At 52.9% G+C, this 15,872-nt stretch carries 15 protein-coding genes; 10 read left to right on the top strand and 5 right to left on the bottom strand.

Going from position 1 to position 15,872, the window contains the following annotated elements:
• The first annotated feature begins 18 nt into the window (after positions 1-18).
• From H6F94_RS11180 to xth, 5 genes are all read left to right on the top strand, one after another.
• Positions 19-1,746, top strand: a complete 1,728-nt coding sequence (locus H6F94_RS11180; RefSeq protein WP_190802291.1) for an Rqc2 family fibronectin-binding protein — start codon at positions 19-21, stop codon at positions 1,744-1,746.
• 354 nt (positions 1,747-2,100) lie between these two features.
• Positions 2,101-3,192 carry an RIP metalloprotease RseP gene (gene rseP, locus H6F94_RS11175; protein ID WP_190802290.1) on the top strand — a complete coding sequence of 364 codons (1,092 nt, stop codon included), beginning with the start codon at positions 2,101-2,103 and terminating at the stop codon, positions 3,190-3,192.
• A 2-nt stretch (positions 3,193-3,194) separates the two neighbouring features.
• Positions 3,195-3,857: an endonuclease III gene (gene nth, locus H6F94_RS11170; protein ID WP_190802289.1), complete on the top strand. Its 663-nt coding sequence runs from the start codon at positions 3,195-3,197 to the stop codon at positions 3,855-3,857.
• Positions 3,858-3,906: 49 nt separating this feature from the next.
• Complete coding sequence (locus H6F94_RS11165; RefSeq protein WP_190802288.1) at positions 3,907-5,517, top strand: ArnT family glycosyltransferase; 1,611 nt, start codon at positions 3,907-3,909, stop codon at positions 5,515-5,517.
• Positions 5,514-6,299, top strand: a complete 786-nt coding sequence (xth, locus tag H6F94_RS11160) for an exodeoxyribonuclease III (protein WP_190802287.1) — start codon at positions 5,514-5,516, stop codon at positions 6,297-6,299. Before H6F94_RS11165 ends, xth begins: the two co-directional genes overlap by 4 nt.
• A gap of 219 nt (positions 6,300-6,518) precedes the next feature.
• On the opposite strand, the gene H6F94_RS11155 is transcribed toward xth, so the two are convergent.
• Positions 6,519-6,788 carry a hypothetical protein gene (locus H6F94_RS11155; RefSeq protein ID WP_190802286.1) on the bottom strand — a complete coding sequence of 90 codons (270 nt, stop codon included), beginning with the start codon at positions 6,786-6,788 and terminating at the stop codon, positions 6,519-6,521.
• A gap of 137 nt (positions 6,789-6,925) precedes the next feature.
• Here H6F94_RS11155 and H6F94_RS11150 point away from each other — a divergent pair, with 137 nt between their 5' ends.
• The 5 genes from H6F94_RS11150 to mnmE all read left to right on the top strand — a co-directional run bounded on the left by H6F94_RS11150 (position 6,926) and on the right by mnmE (position 11,737).
• A complete protein-coding gene (locus H6F94_RS11150; protein ID WP_190802285.1) occupies positions 6,926-7,858 on the top strand; it encodes a LysR family transcriptional regulator in 933 nt (310 codons plus the stop codon).
• Positions 7,859-7,895: 37 nt separating this feature from the next.
• Positions 7,896-8,993: a c-type cytochrome biogenesis protein CcsB gene (gene ccsB, locus H6F94_RS11145; protein ID WP_190802284.1), complete on the top strand. Its 1,098-nt coding sequence runs from the start codon at positions 7,896-7,898 to the stop codon at positions 8,991-8,993.
• Between the two features lie 176 nt (positions 8,994-9,169).
• Positions 9,170-9,547, top strand: a complete 378-nt coding sequence (locus tag H6F94_RS11140) for a BON domain-containing protein (RefSeq protein ID WP_190802283.1) — start codon at positions 9,170-9,172, stop codon at positions 9,545-9,547.
• Between the two features lie 212 nt (positions 9,548-9,759).
• The gene (locus H6F94_RS11135; protein WP_190802282.1) at positions 9,760-10,179 is read left to right on the top strand and encodes a BON domain-containing protein; all 420 of its coding nucleotides are present in this window, start codon (positions 9,760-9,762) and stop codon (positions 10,177-10,179) included.
• A gap of 199 nt (positions 10,180-10,378) precedes the next feature.
• Positions 10,379-11,737: a tRNA uridine-5-carboxymethylaminomethyl(34) synthesis GTPase MnmE gene (gene mnmE / locus H6F94_RS11130; protein WP_190802281.1), complete on the top strand. Its 1,359-nt coding sequence runs from the start codon at positions 10,379-10,381 to the stop codon at positions 11,735-11,737.
• Between the two features lie 20 nt (positions 11,738-11,757).
• Here the strand turns inward: mnmE and H6F94_RS11125 are convergent, their stop codons facing one another.
• The 4 genes from H6F94_RS11125 to H6F94_RS11110 all read right to left on the bottom strand — a co-directional run bounded on the left by H6F94_RS11125 (position 11,758) and on the right by H6F94_RS11110 (position 15,682).
• Positions 11,758-13,758, bottom strand: a complete 2,001-nt coding sequence (locus H6F94_RS11125) for a TolC family protein (RefSeq protein WP_190802280.1) — start codon at positions 13,756-13,758, stop codon at positions 11,758-11,760.
• A gap of 124 nt (positions 13,759-13,882) precedes the next feature.
• The gene (locus tag H6F94_RS11120) at positions 13,883-14,410 is read right to left on the bottom strand and encodes a hypothetical protein (protein ID WP_190802279.1); all 528 of its coding nucleotides are present in this window, start codon (positions 14,408-14,410) and stop codon (positions 13,883-13,885) included.
• Positions 14,411-14,569: 159 nt separating this feature from the next.
• Positions 14,570-14,938 carry a hypothetical protein gene (locus H6F94_RS11115; protein ID WP_190802278.1) on the bottom strand — a complete coding sequence of 123 codons (369 nt, stop codon included), beginning with the start codon at positions 14,936-14,938 and terminating at the stop codon, positions 14,570-14,572.
• A 396-nt stretch (positions 14,939-15,334) separates the two neighbouring features.
• Positions 15,335-15,682 (bottom strand): hypothetical protein, encoded by a 348-nt coding sequence (locus tag H6F94_RS11110; RefSeq protein ID WP_190802277.1) that lies wholly within the window; start codon positions 15,680-15,682, stop codon positions 15,335-15,337.
• Between the last annotated feature and the right edge of the window lie 190 nt (positions 15,683-15,872).

Here is a 15,872-nt window from a genome sequence, read left to right as displayed (position 1 = left end):
TTACGCTGAGCTAAGCCCTTGCAAGCCGTCGATTTCACTACATTGGTTGCCGCTGTCGAAGAACTGCGTCAGCTTTGGCTACCCGCCCGGCTTGAGCAGGTCTATCAGCTAGATCGCACCACCTTGGCGTTAGGCTTGCGCACCTTGCAGAACCGAGGTTGGCTGACCCTATCCTGGCATCCTCAATTTGCGCGGCTACACTTGGGCGATCCACCGCCGCGTACCCCCGACACCTTTACCTTTAGCGAGCAGTTGCGCCATGCTCTCAATGGTTTAGCGCTGGTATCTCTGGAACTAGCAGCTCCCTGGGAGCGCGTCTTGGACTTACAATTTGCCCGTCGGCCTGGGGACTCGGTGATTTGCCATCTCTACGCCGAAATCATGGGTAAGTACAGCAATCTAGTGCTGGTCGATGCTCAGGGTCTGGTGGTCAGCGTGGCCCATCAGGTGAGCGAGAAGCAGTCAAGCGTTCGGCCCGTGCTAACTGGGCGTCCCTACGAACTGCCGCCGGCGCTCACAGCTACCATGCCCAGCCTCAACGAGTCTTTTGAGCGCTGGCAGGAGCGTGTGGCTTTAGTGCCAGGGCCGCTCAAGCGCAACTTGCTGCAACCTTACCGAGGTTTGAGCTCGCCTTTGGTGTTGTCGCTGATCCGTGAGGCCAGGTGCCAACCGGAAACTTCAACGGCTGACCTGAGCTCCGAGCAGTGGCAGAATCTGTTTGCTGCCTGGCGCGATTGGCTAACCGCTCTAGAAACCCGCAAGTTTACGCCCGGTTTAACAGCAACGGGCTACACCGTCTTGGGCTGGCAGTTGCGCGGCCCGACTCCCGATGTCCAGACCCTGCTAAATAGCTACTATCAGCATGAAGTCGCGACTCAAACTTTAACCCAGCGTCGTGCCCAAGTGCTTCAGGTGCTCGGCAACCGTTTAAGTAAGCTGCAGACCAAAGCGCAAACCTTTCACGATCGCCTCGGTCAATCTGACCGGGCTGACGAGATTAAGACCCAAGCCGATCTGCTCATGGCCCATTTGCAGGAGTGGCAACCGGGCTTGACTCAAATCGTGCTTCAGGATTTTGAAACCGGCGAACCGATAGCCATTCCCTTAGATCCAGAGCGCAACGCGGTGCAGAACGCCCAGTTGCTCTACAAACGGCATCAAAAGGCCCGCCGTGCCCGCGAGGCTGTCGAGCCTCTGCTCGCTCAAGTGGACGAAGAGATCCAGTATCTGGAGCAGGTCGAAGCTGCGGTTCAACAACTGGGGACCGAGAAGGCTGACCGACTAGCCCTAGACGAAGTCCGCGAGGAACTCATTCAGCAGAACTATCTAGAAGATCCTGACTACCGACCGGCCAAAGGAACACCTAGCTCGACTGCCGAATTTCACCATTACCGCACGCCTAGCAACCTAGAAATTCTGGTCGGACGCAATAACCGCCAGAACGACCTGCTGACCTTTAAGATCGCAACTGACTATGACCTATGGTTTCATGCTCAGGAGATTCCCGGTAGCCATGTGCTGTTACGCCTGGAACCTGGGCAGGTTCCTGACGAGGCCGACCTCAAGGCAGCGGCTGATGTAGCTGCCTATCACAGCCGAGCGCGGCAGAGTGAACAGGTGCCAGTGGTCTACGTGCACCCGTCCGATGTGCTGCGACTGAAAGGGTTTCGGCCCGGCATGATCACCTACCGCTCGCAGACTGTGATCTGGGGACAACCCAATCGGGTGAAAAGTCAGGAGACGTAAATTTTCTTTGCTATCCGGTCGTATCTCTTGTTACACTATCTGCAGTAAGGATCAGTACCAGAGTGCTGCTGCGGAATCGTACAGCAAGCTCGGGTGACTTCCTATGTTTAGAGACAACGAACGATGAACCACGGGAGCAGCCTGCCGAGACAAACGGGCTGCTTTTTCTTGTCTAGATTCTCTGGCCTGGCCCTGGCTAAATCCAACAGCAAACGGAGAAAAGCTGGCTTGGAATTAACCATTTTCGGCAATTCTAATCTCGATTTCAGGTGGGGGCAAGAGGTCCGGGTACGGGCAACCGAAAGCAAGAACCCACTGGCTCAGTAAGATTAAGAAGACACTTACTGGTTGGCTATGTTCATTCTGGCGGCGATTGGGGTTTTAGCTCTGCTGATTGTGGTTCATGAACTGGGTCACTTTCTGGCAGCTCGCTGGCAGGGGATCCACGTTAACCGCTTCTCGATTGGCTTTGGGCCTATTCTCTGGAAGTACCAGGGACAGCAGACCGAGTATGCGCTGCGGGGGTTTCCCTTGGGTGGCTATGTCGGTTTTCCAGACGATGACCCTGACAGTACTATTCCTGCCAACGACCCTGACCTGCTAAAGAATCGTCCAATTCTGGACCGGGCGATTGTGATCAGTGCGGGTGTGATCTCTAACTTACTTTTCGCTTATATCGTCCTAGTAACCCAAGTCGGCTTTGTCGGCGTTCCCGTTGGCGTTCAGCAGCCAGGGATTACGATTCAGCAGACCACAGTTAGTGCTGAGACACCTTCGGCAGCTCAACAGGCTGGCCTAAAAGCCGGCGATATTGTGCTGCAAGCTGGAGATCAAGAATTGGGAGCCTCTGAGCAGGTCAGCCAGCAATTCACCCAGCTGATCCAGTCCAATGGCGAGAAACCCCTGCCCCTACGCGTCAAGCGGGGCGATGAGGTCCTGGACCTGACAGTTCAGCCGCAGCGGGTAGACGATACTTATCGGATCGGGGTCGTGATTGGCCCGAACGCGATTGTGCAGTACCGCCGTCCCCAAAGCCTGGGGGAGCTATTTAGTCAAGCCACCAACGAGTACCAACGGCAGACGCTTGGCATTTTGCAGGGCTTAGGGCGCTTGGTGAGCAACTTCAGTGAGACGGCAGACCAACTTGGCGGTCCCGTGCGCATTGTGGCTGATGCCTCTCGCTATGCCCAAAACGACTGGCGCACACTGTTCACGATCACCGCAGCCATCAGCATCAACCTGGCGATTATCAACATTCTGCCCTTACCGGCGTTAGATGGCGGCCAATTGTCATTTCTGTTGGTGGAAGCGGTTCGTGGTAAGCCCCTTCCGGAGACCATTCAAGCTGGCGTGATGCAGACAGGGCTGGTCATGCTACTAGGCTTGGGCGTGTTTCTGATCATCAAAGACACCCTGATGCTGATTGCCCCTGGTAGTGTTCCTTAAGCATGGCCGTTGCCCGTAAGCTCGCCGCTAAGAAGCAGCGGGCGCTAGAGATCTTGATGCAGCTTAAGCGTCTCTATCCCGAAGCGCCCTGCACCCTCAACTATGAAACCCCTGTGCAGTTGCTGGTGGCTGTGATTCTTTCAGCCCAATGTACTGACGAACGGGTCAACCTGGTGACGCCCGCTTTGTTTGCGCGTTTTCCAGATGCTCAAGCTCTGGCTAATGCCGATCCTGAAGAACTAGAAAGCCTGGTGCGCTCGACAGGCTTCTATCGCAACAAAGCCAAGAATATCCGGGCCGCCTGCCACATGATCTTGGAAGACTTCAACGGCAAGCTGCCCAATCGCATGGAAGACCTGCTGAAGCTGCCCGGTGTAGCCCGCAAAACTGCCAATGTGGTTCTGGCCTACGTTTACGATATTCATGCAGGCGTTACCGTGGACACGCACGTCAAACGGTTAAGTGGTCGCTTGGGGCTCACAGATTACCAAGATCCCATTCGCATTGAGCGCGATTTGATGAAATTGCTGCCTCAAGAAGATTGGGAGAATTGGTCGATTCGGCTGATCTACCACGGGCGAGCGGTTTGCAATGCCCGCAAACCGAACTGTGGTATCTGTGAATTGGCTTCTCTGTGCCCCAGTGCTGGCATTGCAGAGGGGTAAGGGCTCCTCAATTGAGGGAGTCGCTGGCTCAGATTGAATTGCAATAATCATGAATCGATGGGTGTTTCTGCTCGGTTGGGGGCTGGTGCTTCGAGCCGCAATTGCGGCCTGGTTGCCGCCCGGTTTTGACGAGGCTTACTACTTCGCATACAGTCTCAATCCCCGACTGAGCTATTTCGATCACCCGCCGCTAGTTGCCTTCACTACGGGTTTGGGTCCCTGGCTGACCGGTGAAGTCTCACAGTTCACCATCCGCTTGGGAACGCTGCTGCTTTATACAGCCAGCCTGTATTTGCTCTATCTCACGAGCCAAAAGCTTTTTTCCAACAAAGTAGCAACGCTCACGCTAGCGATTGCAACCGTCATTCCTTTTTTTCAAGTTGGCTTTGGCGTTTTGACCTTGCCGGATACGCCACTACTGTTTTTTTGGAGTGCCAGCCTCTATTTAGCGGTCAATGAGTTTTTCGCTCATTCTGCTATCTATCGGCCCAGCTATCGCCTAGTGGGACTGGGTCTATTGCTGGGTTTGACCTGTTTGGGCAAGTACCACGGTTTCATTTTGGGTCTGGGCTTGGTGGCGTTTTGCCTCACCAGTTCAAACCACCGCTCCGCCTTAAAATCCCCCTGGACAGCCTTAGCCGTCGTGCTATTTTTGAGCGCTTTGACCCCCGTGTGGCTGTGGAATATTCAACACGACTGGGTATCTTTCCGCTTTCAGGCAACCAGGGCCATTCCTGAGGCAGCTTACAACCCTGAAAGACTGCTGGGAACCTTCTTAGTTGGCATCGGTTGCTTATTTCCCACTTTCGGTTTTCCCTTGTGGTGGGTGAGTTTACGCACGGCATTTTGGAGGATAGTTCCGAGTGGGTTCGCTAAAAAGAACCACAACTACTCAGCTCACCAGTCCCTGATTCAACAAAAGCAAAGCTTGATTTTATGGGTGTCGCTGCCGCTGATCTTGGGGTTTACGCTGCTAGGGGGCTACCGTCCAGTCCTGCCCAGTTGGCACATGCCGGGTTTCTGGGGGGCAACGCTGCTGCTCGGTGCTTGGGTGGCGCAGGTACAGGAAAAGACACCCCAGCGAGTTCACTATTGGCTGTGGGGTTCAGGCGTGAGCATCGTCCTGCTGTTCACAGTTGTTCTGCTGCACGTCAACACTGGACTTTTGCAGAAGGATGGCGATCAAGCTCTGTTGGGTGGCTGGGTGCCGGTGCAGTCAGACGCTTCGATTCAGCTCACTGATATCCAACAATTGCGCCAAGGTTTTGCCCAGTCGCCTCAGTTCAGTGCAGAACTAGCTAAAGCTGACTTTGTATTCACCAATCGGTTTTTCTTAAGCGGTTATGTAGCGATGGCTTTAGCGCCGCTGTTTACCAAACCGATTACCTGCTTTGATGTTGATCCTCGCGGTTTTGCCTATTGGAGTCAGGCGCAGCAGTGGCTCGGCAAAAGCGCCTTATATGTCACCTCCGAGCTGTATGAAGGCAACTTAGAGAGCTTAAGCCGCTACCAGGATTATTTCGCGGCGATGACGCACTTGGGCCGTATTACAATCCGCCGTGGCGGAGCTGACATCCAGGTTTTTAATATCTATCGCTGTGAACAACAGCTGCGTCCTTACCCCTGGCCTTATGGTGCTACGGCAAACCTAAATTCATGAGAATTGCTACTTGGAACGTTAATTCAGTTCGGACTCGCTTGGCTCATGTCAGCCAGTGGTTACAGGCAAATCCTGTCGATGTCCTCTGTTTGCAGGAAACCAAAGTCGTTGATGCTGATTTTCCGCAAGCGAGTTTCGCCGAGCTAGGCTATCAGGCTTACTTCTGCGGTCAAAAATCCTATAACGGTGTAGCTCTGCTCAGCCGAACCCCGCTAACTGAAGTGAGTACAGGATTTGTGCCGGTTCTGGGTGAGTCTGTGCCTGATGAGTTGGAAGTGCAAAAACGAGTGATTACCGGCGTGCTGGAAGGCATCCGCATTGTTAATCTCTATGTGCCCAACGGCTCGGAAATTGGCAGCGACAAATATCAGTACAAATTGCGCTGGCTGCAAACCTTACGTCAATATCTGCAAGCCTTTTTACCCGATCAAGATCTGTTGATTTGTGGTGATTTCAATATTGCCCTAGAAGACCGAGACATTCATGATCCCAAGAATCGCAGCAATCACATCATGGCCTCGGACCCTGAACGCCAAGCCTTACGGGCTGTTCTAGAGCTGGGGTTCGCTGATGCTTTTCGCAAATTCACGGCTGAGGCGGGTCATTTTAGCTGGTGGGACTATCGCTCTGGCTCCTTTCAACGCAACCGAGGTTGGCGGATTGACCATCACTATCTCACCCCAAACCTGTATCAAAGGGCAACAGCTTGCACGATTGATGTAGCTCCTAGAAAACTTGAGAAACCCAGTGATCACACGCCAGTGATTGTTGATATTCAATAGCTGTTTTTGAAAGCTGTTTTTAAATCACCCAAAAAATACAAGCTAAAACACAATACAAGGGAAGACCGCTCAAGTGGTCTTCCCTTGTATTCAACCTGCACGGGCGGGCATTGCTAACTTTGTGCCGTCTTAACGGCAGACAGTAGATTATTGGATCATCCATAGAGTTCTAGTCAATAGCTCAGCATTGCTTGCAGATCTACTTGACTACTGAGAACTCTAATAGGAGTTACTGTAATAGCGCTGCTCAATCCAGGTGCGCACTTCTGCTTCAGAAGCAAAGCTTAGATGCCGCTCAGAACGCCGATCGTAGACATACCAGCAAGCATTGCCATCACGATCACTGTCTTCCCAAACCTTCAGTTCATCCTGGTCAACTAGACTGTTTAGAAGGCGTTGACAAACACTTTTTAGGATGGATAATAGAGACCAGGAACGGCGAGGTTGACGAGCTTTATAGATAGCTGTGTTGGTCACTGCTAAACGCATTGAACTTACCTTGTTTTGTACTTTGTGTTGTTCGTATCTATATATTCAATATAGGAACTAACTGCTTTAAGATCCATCCAAGAAATGCTTGGGATGTATGAGTAAAATAGATAGCGTCTAAGGCACAGGAAAGATTGATGAAAATTTCTCAGCTCCAGGCATTGGTAGCAGTAGCCGAGCACAGGAATTTCACGGAAGCAGCGTTAGCGCTCAATATTTCCCAGTCAGCAGTGAGTCATGCCATTGCCAGCCTTGAGGACGAACTGGGGGTGTCTTTATTATCTCGTGGTCGCCATGGGGCTCACCCGACCGGAGTCGGGGAGCGAATTATTCGGCATGCCCACAAGGTGCTTCAACTGCTGGACGATATCAGCCATGAAGCCACCCTAGAAAAAGGTCTGCTGGGCGGAACCTTGTGTGTGGCTTCGTTCCGAAGTGCCGCTACGCATTTGCTGCCACCTGTTATCGCTCGATTTCGCAGCCGCTTTCCCCATATTGCTGTCTCGATTATCGAGAGAGATGACTACGATGAGGTCGATCAGGTCTTGCGCGAGGGCCGAGCAGATATTGGTTTAACCTACGCGCCGAACTCTGATGAATTCGACTTCTGGGAAATTACTCGGGACGAGTATGTCGTCTTGATCCGAGAGCCAGAGCTGCCTACCTCCGGTCAGCTCACCTGGGAGGAGCTGACCGCACACTCGTTCATTCTGTCCACCGGCGATGGCTGCACGCCTTTGATCTTGAGGCACTGTGCCACCGCAGGACATTCCCTAAAGGTTAGCTACCGAGTCAAAGAAGATTCGACCATTCTGGGTATGGTGGCTCAAGGGTTAGGGGTGGCAATTATGCCCCGCTTGGCTACCGAACCCCTGCCTCAGGGCGTTGCCGCTCTGTCCTTACCCGGCCATCTCGAACGGGTGATTGGTGTGGCGATCCTGGCAAACGCCTTGCACAGTCCGGCTGTGTTTGCATTCCTTGATGCCGTTCGCGGCACAGGATTATTTGCGACCAAAGCGCACCAGAAACAAGTTCCGGCACTGGATGGACAACTCAGCGCCTTAGGATAGAGACGGACTCATACAGCGCAAGCTTCCGGAGAGACGTATGGATCTGGTTCAACTCCAGAGCCTGCTGGACAACACAGCATTTGTGGTTCTGTTCCTCACCATGCTGGTGTACTGGTGTGGCGCAGCCTTTAAGAATCTGCCAGCCCTCGGTGAGCTGGGCACTGCTGGCATGGTCGTTGCCAATCTTGTAATTGCGGGATTACTAACCGCTCGTTGGATCGAGGCGGGTTACTTTCCCCTGAGCAATCTTTATGAATCTCTGTTCTTTCTGGTCTGGGGCATCACCACAATCCATCTGCTAGCGGAGAACATGAGTGGCAGCCGTCTGGTGGGCGTGGTCACAGCTCCAGTTGCCATGGCAATCACAGCTTTCGCCGCCTTGACTTTGCCCGCCGATATGCAAACGTCATCGCCCTTGGTACCAGCACTCAAGTCAAACTGGCTGATGATGCATGTCACCGTGATGATGCTCAGCTACTCTGCCCTGATGGTCGGTAGCCTAATGGCGATTGCTTTTCTGGTAGTCACAAGAGGTCAGGCTATCGAGCTCAAGGGTAGTTCTGTAGGCAGTGGCGGTTTCCGCATGGTGCGTAAGGGTGAGCCGCTTGATGACTCTGCTAAACCTGGGAGCGAGAAGCTAGCAAGCAATGCCCTAGCTATCAATAGCTCAGGAGCTAATAGCCCAGCCAGCCATGGCCTAAGCAATAGCTTAGTAAGCGATGGTGGCACCCTAGTCCTAGACCTCCCTAACCAGTCACTCAGCCAGTCATCCGGCCAATTAGGTGACCAGAGCCCAGCCTTGAGCTTGCAACGCCTGAGCTTAGCTGACACGCTGGATAACATTAGCTATCGCGTGATTGGTCTGGGCTTTCCGTTGCTAACCATTGGCATTATTGCTGGGGGTGTGTGGGCCAATGAAGCCTGGGGATCCTACTGGAGCTGGGATCCCAAAGAGACTTGGGCCTTAATCACCTGGCTGGTTTTTGCTGCTTATTTGCACGCTCGCATCACCAAAGGTTGGCAAGGTAGACGCCCAGCGATTTTAGCCAGTACGGGTTTCCTAGTCGTCTGGATTTGCTACCTGGGCGTTAACTTGCTAGGCAAAGGCTTGCACAGTTACGGCTGGTTCTTCTAACTGATTTATTGCTGACTTATTGAATGTGCAGGGCTAGTTTTGGTCTTCTTAGGCTGCCAAAACTAGCCCTGTTTAAGCTTCTCTAACTGAAGGTCCATCTCGTAAGGGAGATGGCAATTCAATCTAACCAATGTGAAATGGACGATGTAAACCACGTCCATTAGGCAGGTTAGATTATGGGTTTTTTACAAAGACTGTTTGGCATTGGTCGGGGCAATCAAGGCAACCAACAACAAACCACAACGGCTCAGCAGCCTGCTGCTACTGCTGCTCCTCGCGCCGCTCAAGCTGATGCTGGCCAGGACATTCCCCCCGAGCGTATGGGCTTGAATGGTGAATACGACCAGAGTGGTCTGGCCAAGCGCGTTGCTGCTGCGTTTGATGACGACTCTCAGATTACTGATGTCGACACCCTCTACGTTGCTCAAACTGGCACCACTGTTGTGCTAAAGGGTTCTGTACCCGAGCAGGCCATCCTTAGCCGCATGGCTGAAGTTGCTCGCAGCGTCAATGGTGCAACGGCAGTTGATACCAGTCAAGTCACTGTTGGCTGATTGCATCGTCTTAACTGCACCTTATAGGTTGAGCTAAGAAAAGAGGGGAGCATGTTGGCTCCCCATTTTTGTCGTCTGGCAACTATTAGATCCAAGCTCGGCTAATTGCATCTTGCCAAAGATCTAACCGAAGAAAGTTTCTCAAGGTGGATGTTTCTTTAGCGCTATGAATCTGTAATAGAAGATACAAACGCTTGGCAGAGGTAGGGACAATGAGCTGGTTACAACGAGTTCTTGGACCGGAACAGGATGTTTCTCTCGATGGTGGCAAGGGATCTGAGTCAGACAAGGGTGGCCAAATGGGGCCAGGTTTGACGGGCCAATATGATATGAACTTGCGTGAAAAAGCAGGGATGCATCAACCACCGCCACCGCCAGAATTTATGGGGGTTGAGGGTGAGTACGATCCCGTGGGCTTAGCGAAGCGAGTAGCGGTGGTGCTGGACCAGGACCCGGAAATTCAAGAAATCAGTGAGCTAGAAATTCTTCAAAACGGCAGCACGATTTTGTTTAAAGGCTCTGCACCCGATGCCGCAACCCTAGAGCGCATTCACAAGGCTGCCTGTAAGGTCGATGGCACCCGAGTTGTAGATACCAGCCAGGTTAATGTAGCAGGCAATGTAGCGGGCTAAGTGCTTTTAGATTGAGCTGGTTAGGCTTAGAGAAGTTTGAAAGCCTAACCAGCTCTAGACAAATCACAGGCAGGTTGCAAGTTGGGTTGCAAGCAGGTTGCAAGTTAATCCCAGCAAACCAACAACCTCAGGTTTACACCGACAAATCGCTAAGCTGGCAGAAGAAGGGTTCTGTCAGCTTTTTTAAGTGCTGCTTGCTATGACCGAAACGATTGCTGCCATTGCGACTGCGATTGTGCCCCAGCAGGGTAGCGTCGGCATTGTCCGCCTCTCAGGGCCGCAGGCTGAAGCGATTGGACGGGCAATTTTTAAAGCTCCGGGTCAGCAGGTTTGGGAGAGTCATCGCATTCTCTATGGGCAGATTCAAGACAACGGGCATCTGATTGACGAAGCTTTGCTGCTGCTGATGCGGGCACCCCGCTCTTTTACGCGGGAAGATGTTGTGGAACTGCACTGCCACGGGGGCATCATGGCGGTGCAGCAGGTTTTGGCACTGTGTTTACGCCAAGGGGCGCGCTTAGCCCAACCGGGCGAATTTACTCTGCGTGCCTTTCTCAATGGCCGGATTGATCTCACCCAGGCCGAGAGTGTGGCCGATCTGGTCGGGGCTCGTTCGCCTCAAGCAGCGCAGGCAGCGGTGGTCGGTTTGCAGGGGAAATTAGCCCATCCCATCCGGCAATTGCGGGCGAACCTGTTGGAGATTCTGGCGGAAGTGGAAGCCCGAATTGACTTTGCAGACGATCTGCCGCCTTTAGATGAGTGCTGGGTAGTGGCCCAAATCGAGCAAGTGAGCACTGAGGTTGGGCAAATCTTGAGCACTGCCGATCGGGGAGAACTGCTACGCTCTGGCCTCAAGATTGCAATTATCGGTCGCCCCAATGTGGGTAAATCTAGCCTGCTCAATGCCTGGAGCCGCAGCGAGCGGGCGATTGTCACCGATTTGCCGGGAACGACCCGTGATGTGGTCGAGTCCAGCTTGGTGGTTGGTGGCATTCCGGTGCAAGTTCTAGACACGGCAGGCATTCGCAGCACCGAGGACCGGGTTGAGCAGATCGGGGTTGAGCGCTCCCGACAGGCCGCTCAAAATGCTGACTTGGTACTGCTAGTCATCGATGCGCAGGCGGGTTGGACCGAGGCAGATCAAGCGCTCTACGACTTAGCTGCTGGACGTCCGCTAATCCTGGTGATTAACAAAACCGACCTGCGGCCTGTGACCGAACTGGCTTTACCGCCAGAGCCTGAGAGCCGGGTGAGTATAGCTGCTGCTCACAATCGAGGCTTAGAAGATTTGGAGCAGGCAATCCTGGCCAGTGTCAATTCTGGTCAATTGCAAGCTGCTGATTTGGACCTGGCAATCAACCAGCGTCAGGCGGCGGCGCTCACCCACACTCAACAGGCTTTGCAGCAGGTGCGCGAGACGATTCAGCAACAGTTGCCTCTGGACTTCTGGACGATTGATTTGCGGCAGGCGGTTCGGGCCTTGGGCGAGATCACTGGCGAAGAGGTCACAGAGTCGGTGCTCGACCAGATCTTCAGCCGGTTTTGTATTGGTAAATAATTAGGCAAAGAGTGAGGAGCTTATAAATTACTGACTGCACGTTGTAGGGCAATAAAGGCCCGGTTATAGCCCAGGATGGCCTGAGTCCGGATGCTCTCGGCTCGCGTCAATTCCTGCTCGGCGTTGATCACATCAAGCTGGGTTGAAAGCCGTGCTTTAAAGCGTTCGCGGGCTAGGCGCAAACTTTCTTGAGCCTGTTCCAGGGTGATCTGGGCGGTACGCAGCTGCTGACGACGGGACTGCAAGACAATATAGGAGCGCTCAACGCTGTAGCGAATTTGATCGCGGGCTTGGGCAAAGAGATTCTCAGCCATTTGCCGGTCGAGCTGGGCTTGCTGCACTCGAGCTTGGGTTGCAAAGCCATTGAACAGTTCCCAACGGACTTTAGCGCCTACGGCAAAGCCATCAGTAAAGCCGTAGGACTGATTTAATTGATTCAGAATGCTGTAGGTGCCAAACAGGCTGACTTGAGGGCTAAGCTGAGCCTTGGCGAGCTTTTCACGTTCGTCGCCGATCTGCGCTTCAATGCGTTGTTGCTCTAGCTCAGGGCGATTGGCGAAGGCTTTGAGTATGCTCTCTTCCAGGCTGAGCTGCCAATCGCCCGCCATCTGCACAGGGTCAGCTGGTGTTGGGTTGAGAGATTGGGACAGGTTGAGCAGTTGGGCGAGGTTGCGGCGACTGACCAATTGTTGCGCCTGCGCCTGAATCAGCTCCTGTTGAGCATTGGCTAAGCGAACTCTGGCTCGCAGCACATCGAATTGACTGCCACCACGAGTTTGATGCAGCGCTTGAGCATCTCGCAAACTCTGTTGGGCACTGCGAACGGGCTCTTGGGCGATGCGAATTTGCTCATTGGCTTGCTGGATGTCGTAATAGGCATTGCTGATATCCAGGCGTACCTGCTGCAACAGACGGTCGTAATTGAGCTGAGCGATGCGCAATTGCTCCTCGGAAATGCGAATGTTGGCAGTACGCGCACCGCCTGTGAACAGGTCGTAGTTAATCGAAAGTGAGCTGCCCAAATTGGTATTGATATCGTCGCTGCTGGAGGTTTTGACCTTTTGCACCGTCGTTGCCATGTTGAGCACTAGGGGAAGATTGCCCTGCGTGGTGGGAATCACGGCTGGAACCGAGGTGAGCACCCGTCGGCGTTGAATGTGGTTTTCCAGGTAGGGATTGGTTGCGGTGAGACTGGCCTCGGCACTTAGCCTGGGATAGAGCGCTGCCCGAACTTCACGCACTCTGGCCCTAGCATCCTCGACTGCTAGCTTGGCCTGCATCAAGTCACGGTTGTTTTGCGTTGCTAGTGCCAGTGCTTCGGTCAGGGTAATACTCTGCACAGCGGCTAAGCCCGCTTGTACATCGCTGGTGGTTTGGGCCAGCAAGAAGGGCTCGTCTTGGTTTTCGGGAGTTGGCGGTTGGAGCGTTAGGGCTTGGGGCTTAGGGCTTGGATTGCTTGGTTGAGTGGGTTGAGTGGCCTGGACGGGTGCAGGGGAGGCGGAGATGGATGGAGTCATTTGCAGGCGAGCTGGGCGCTGCGGGCGAAGCTGGCTAGGAGCGCTGACTTGAGCCGCTTGCGTTTGAGCTGCTTGCGTTTGGGATGGTCGGGCTTGAGTAGGTCGGGCTTGAGTAGATCGGGCTTGAGTAGGTCGGGCTGAAGCCTGAACCTGGGAAGTAGGCGAGGGACAAGGGGGTTGGGAGACCGAGGAGCTACTAATTGGTAGCAGGTCAGCCGCTAGGTGTGAGATGGTCGGTGGTGTAGCCTGCCCTGCGTTTGACCTTGGCGCTGGGCCAGCGTTTGACGCCGCCGATGTTGGACAACGGGAAGCTGAAGAGTCTAAAGCTTTTTCCTCGCGGTTAGGTTCCGAATTGGCAGCACTACTGTTGGCCAACTCAAAATCGGCAAAATTGGATGGTACTGGCTGAGTCTCAGCTTTAATTTCAGCTTTGACTAGCGTGGGTATGGTCAATGGCAGAACTGTAGCGGCCCCTAAATAAATTAAGCGGCGCGAGGTTTTCATGGCTCCCCTAAGAAATCACTAGCATTGGAAAGGTTGTGAGCGCTAATTTTGTAGACTGGATGGCTCTTTATGGAGCGTTAGGTTGTGGTGGTTGTGGTTATGGCAAGGCTTAGCAGGTTGAAGCTTAGCGCTTGGACACTATCAGCCTTAGCGTTTGTCTAAATGAACCAGTGCCCCGGGTTTGCTGGCTTGTGACAGTGCCACCGGCTCTGAATTGAATCTGAAGCGAGTGATCAATGGAACCGTAGCGACCGCTAATATCAATGCGCTGTGTGCCTTGACGTAGCCAGCGATTGAGGCGAATTGTGGTTCTGGGTTGGCTGAGATTGGCGACTGTCTGACCGTTGATTGCAACTGTGCCTTGTAACCAGCGGCCCGAGGTTTGTACTTCAAGAATTGCCGGTTGTTGCAAATCCTCCCGGCTTAGGCGAATTGCCGTCTCTTGCAAGGACTGTTGTGAGGACGTTTGTGCTGAATGAGAATTGGTTTGCTGACTGAATTGATTTTGTATTGATTGATTTGGCCTTGATTGGTTCTGCGTTATTGAAGTTTGTGAATTAGAGATTTGGCTAGATGAATAGTTTTGAGCCCAGCCCGTCAAGGGAATGAGCAAACAGAAAGAACCCAGAATTAAACCAGTGGCGATGTGCATTGCTTTCTTCCATTGCTGAATTTTTAGGAATTTTCTAGAGATTGATGACTCAAGAAATAAGCAGGGTCGGCAGGGGTTGCCTGGACTGGCTTCACGATCTACCGACCGAGCCTACTGCGTTCAAACCAACGTTCAAGTTTTAGATTCCAGGTTTCAGGCTCAGGGGGATAAAAGCGCAGGTATCTGAACTTGGGTGATAACGGATGTGGGTACTGCAACCTGGGTCTGCACAACTGGGCTGATATTCATCGTTGGAATGTAAGGACCAGAGATAGCGATTGGGCTAGTAACGGGCAAGGCCCATTGCAGCTGCTGAATCTCCTGCATAACCGTGGCGAGTTGACCAGAATTACCCACTTGAGTGAGCACACTGGTTGGCACGCTAACCTGGGTTTGTACGATAGGCACAACCGTAATGGTGCCAATATCACTAGGCTCTAGAGCCCAAGCTGGCGTTGTCGCTAAGCACAAGGCACTGGCACTTAAAAGACTGCTACCAACTCGTTGCCATAAGGGACATAAACGCATAGGAGTTCCTCCTCAATGAGACGCAAGTTTGTGTGAGCGGGGGAAAATACCAACTCACTTTTGAATCGCTACAGATTCGACCCCTCCCAGCCTCCCCTTAGCAAGGGGAGGTGCCGTAGGCAGCGGGGTTTTGATTGGTAGCTCTCATTCAGAGAATTGGTAAAAGCGACGAAAGAGTGGCGAATGAAATCTGGATAGATGCAAGCTTCTCAAGCTTCTAGACCTGAACCCATAACGACACGGGCGACGGCACGGCAATAATCATGGACAAATAGTAAAGAGGGGGCAAGCTTAGCTCCCCCCTCCTCTCAGCGCGTGGTTTGGGTTGAAGGCAAGGACCTGGGCCAGTTGACCGCAGGTCCCAAACCCTAGGACTCATTGAGTCCTGCACTCAGACTAAGGAGAGAGCTGATCTTGAACCAGAACTTGCGCGCTAGAACCTGCCTGGTTGATGCCGACTCCCGTAGCGCCTTGACCTTGCCCGCTGGCTTGGTTGGCGGTGTTGGTTTGAGCATCAAGAACCGGGAAGAAGGGGAAGCCGAACAAGTCGGTCTGGATTTGGTTTAGAGATTGGCTATTCGCTGCGCTCTGGTTGATAAAAGCACCTGAAGCATTCTGAATCTGAGTCGAGGTTTGGTTAGCGTTGTTAACTTGGGTATCCGCTTTAGCCGCACCAGCTGACAGAGTAATCAGAGCAGACAGAACAGACAGAGCAACAAAGCGAGTGTTAGAACGTGTAGACATGATTTTCTCCATTGAAGTAGATAGAGGGTTAACTGTTTCTGGCCTCGCTAAACTAATTAGTAGTTAACTGATTAGCTTGTTGAGTGGTTGCCAGAAGGAGGAAGGGTTTGTGAGTAAGTTGTTTATCTCGTTTCCCTTGCCTCGTTAAACCTAATATAGGAGTTTGCTTTGTAGGCTGGCAGTACCCAAT

The sequence above is a fragment of the Leptolyngbya sp. FACHB-261 genome (assembly GCF_014696065.1).
Taxonomy (GTDB): Bacteria; Cyanobacteriota; Cyanobacteriia; order FACHB-261; family FACHB-261; genus FACHB-261.
The sequence above is the reverse complement of the archived record's forward strand: the minus strand, read 5'-3'. Positions and strand labels throughout refer to the sequence as shown.

What these genes read in the sequence shown, in the direction of transcription:
- rseP (WP_190802290.1), top strand. Translation starts at nt 2,101, where the DNA reads ATGTTCATTCTGGCGGCGATTGGGGTTTTAGCTCTGCTGATTGTGGTT.
- nth (WP_190802289.1), top strand. Translation starts at nt 3,195, where the DNA reads ATGGCCGTTGCCCGTAAGCTCGCCGCTAAGAAGCAGCGGGCGCTAGAG.
- H6F94_RS11165 (WP_190802288.1), top strand. Translation starts at nt 3,907, where the DNA reads ATGAATCGATGGGTGTTTCTGCTCGGTTGGGGGCTGGTGCTTCGAGCC.
- xth (WP_190802287.1), top strand. Translation starts at nt 5,514, where the DNA reads ATGAGAATTGCTACTTGGAACGTTAATTCAGTTCGGACTCGCTTGGCT.
- H6F94_RS11155 (WP_190802286.1), bottom strand. Translation starts at nt 6,788, where the DNA reads ATGCGTTTAGCAGTGACCAACACAGCTATCTATAAAGCTCGTCAACCT.
- H6F94_RS11150 (WP_190802285.1), top strand. Translation starts at nt 6,926, where the DNA reads ATGAAAATTTCTCAGCTCCAGGCATTGGTAGCAGTAGCCGAGCACAGG.
- ccsB (WP_190802284.1), top strand. Translation starts at nt 7,896, where the DNA reads ATGGATCTGGTTCAACTCCAGAGCCTGCTGGACAACACAGCATTTGTG.
- H6F94_RS11140 (WP_190802283.1), top strand. Translation starts at nt 9,170, where the DNA reads ATGGGTTTTTTACAAAGACTGTTTGGCATTGGTCGGGGCAATCAAGGC.
- H6F94_RS11135 (WP_190802282.1), top strand. Translation starts at nt 9,760, where the DNA reads ATGAGCTGGTTACAACGAGTTCTTGGACCGGAACAGGATGTTTCTCTC.
- mnmE (WP_190802281.1), top strand. Translation starts at nt 10,379, where the DNA reads ATGACCGAAACGATTGCTGCCATTGCGACTGCGATTGTGCCCCAGCAG.
- H6F94_RS11125 (WP_190802280.1), bottom strand. Translation starts at nt 13,758, where the DNA reads ATGAAAACCTCGCGCCGCTTAATTTATTTAGGGGCCGCTACAGTTCTG.
- H6F94_RS11120 (WP_190802279.1), bottom strand. Translation starts at nt 14,410, where the DNA reads ATGCACATCGCCACTGGTTTAATTCTGGGTTCTTTCTGTTTGCTCATT.
- H6F94_RS11115 (WP_190802278.1), bottom strand. Translation starts at nt 14,938, where the DNA reads ATGCGTTTATGTCCCTTATGGCAACGAGTTGGTAGCAGTCTTTTAAGT.
- H6F94_RS11110 (WP_190802277.1), bottom strand. Translation starts at nt 15,682, where the DNA reads ATGTCTACACGTTCTAACACTCGCTTTGTTGCTCTGTCTGTTCTGTCT.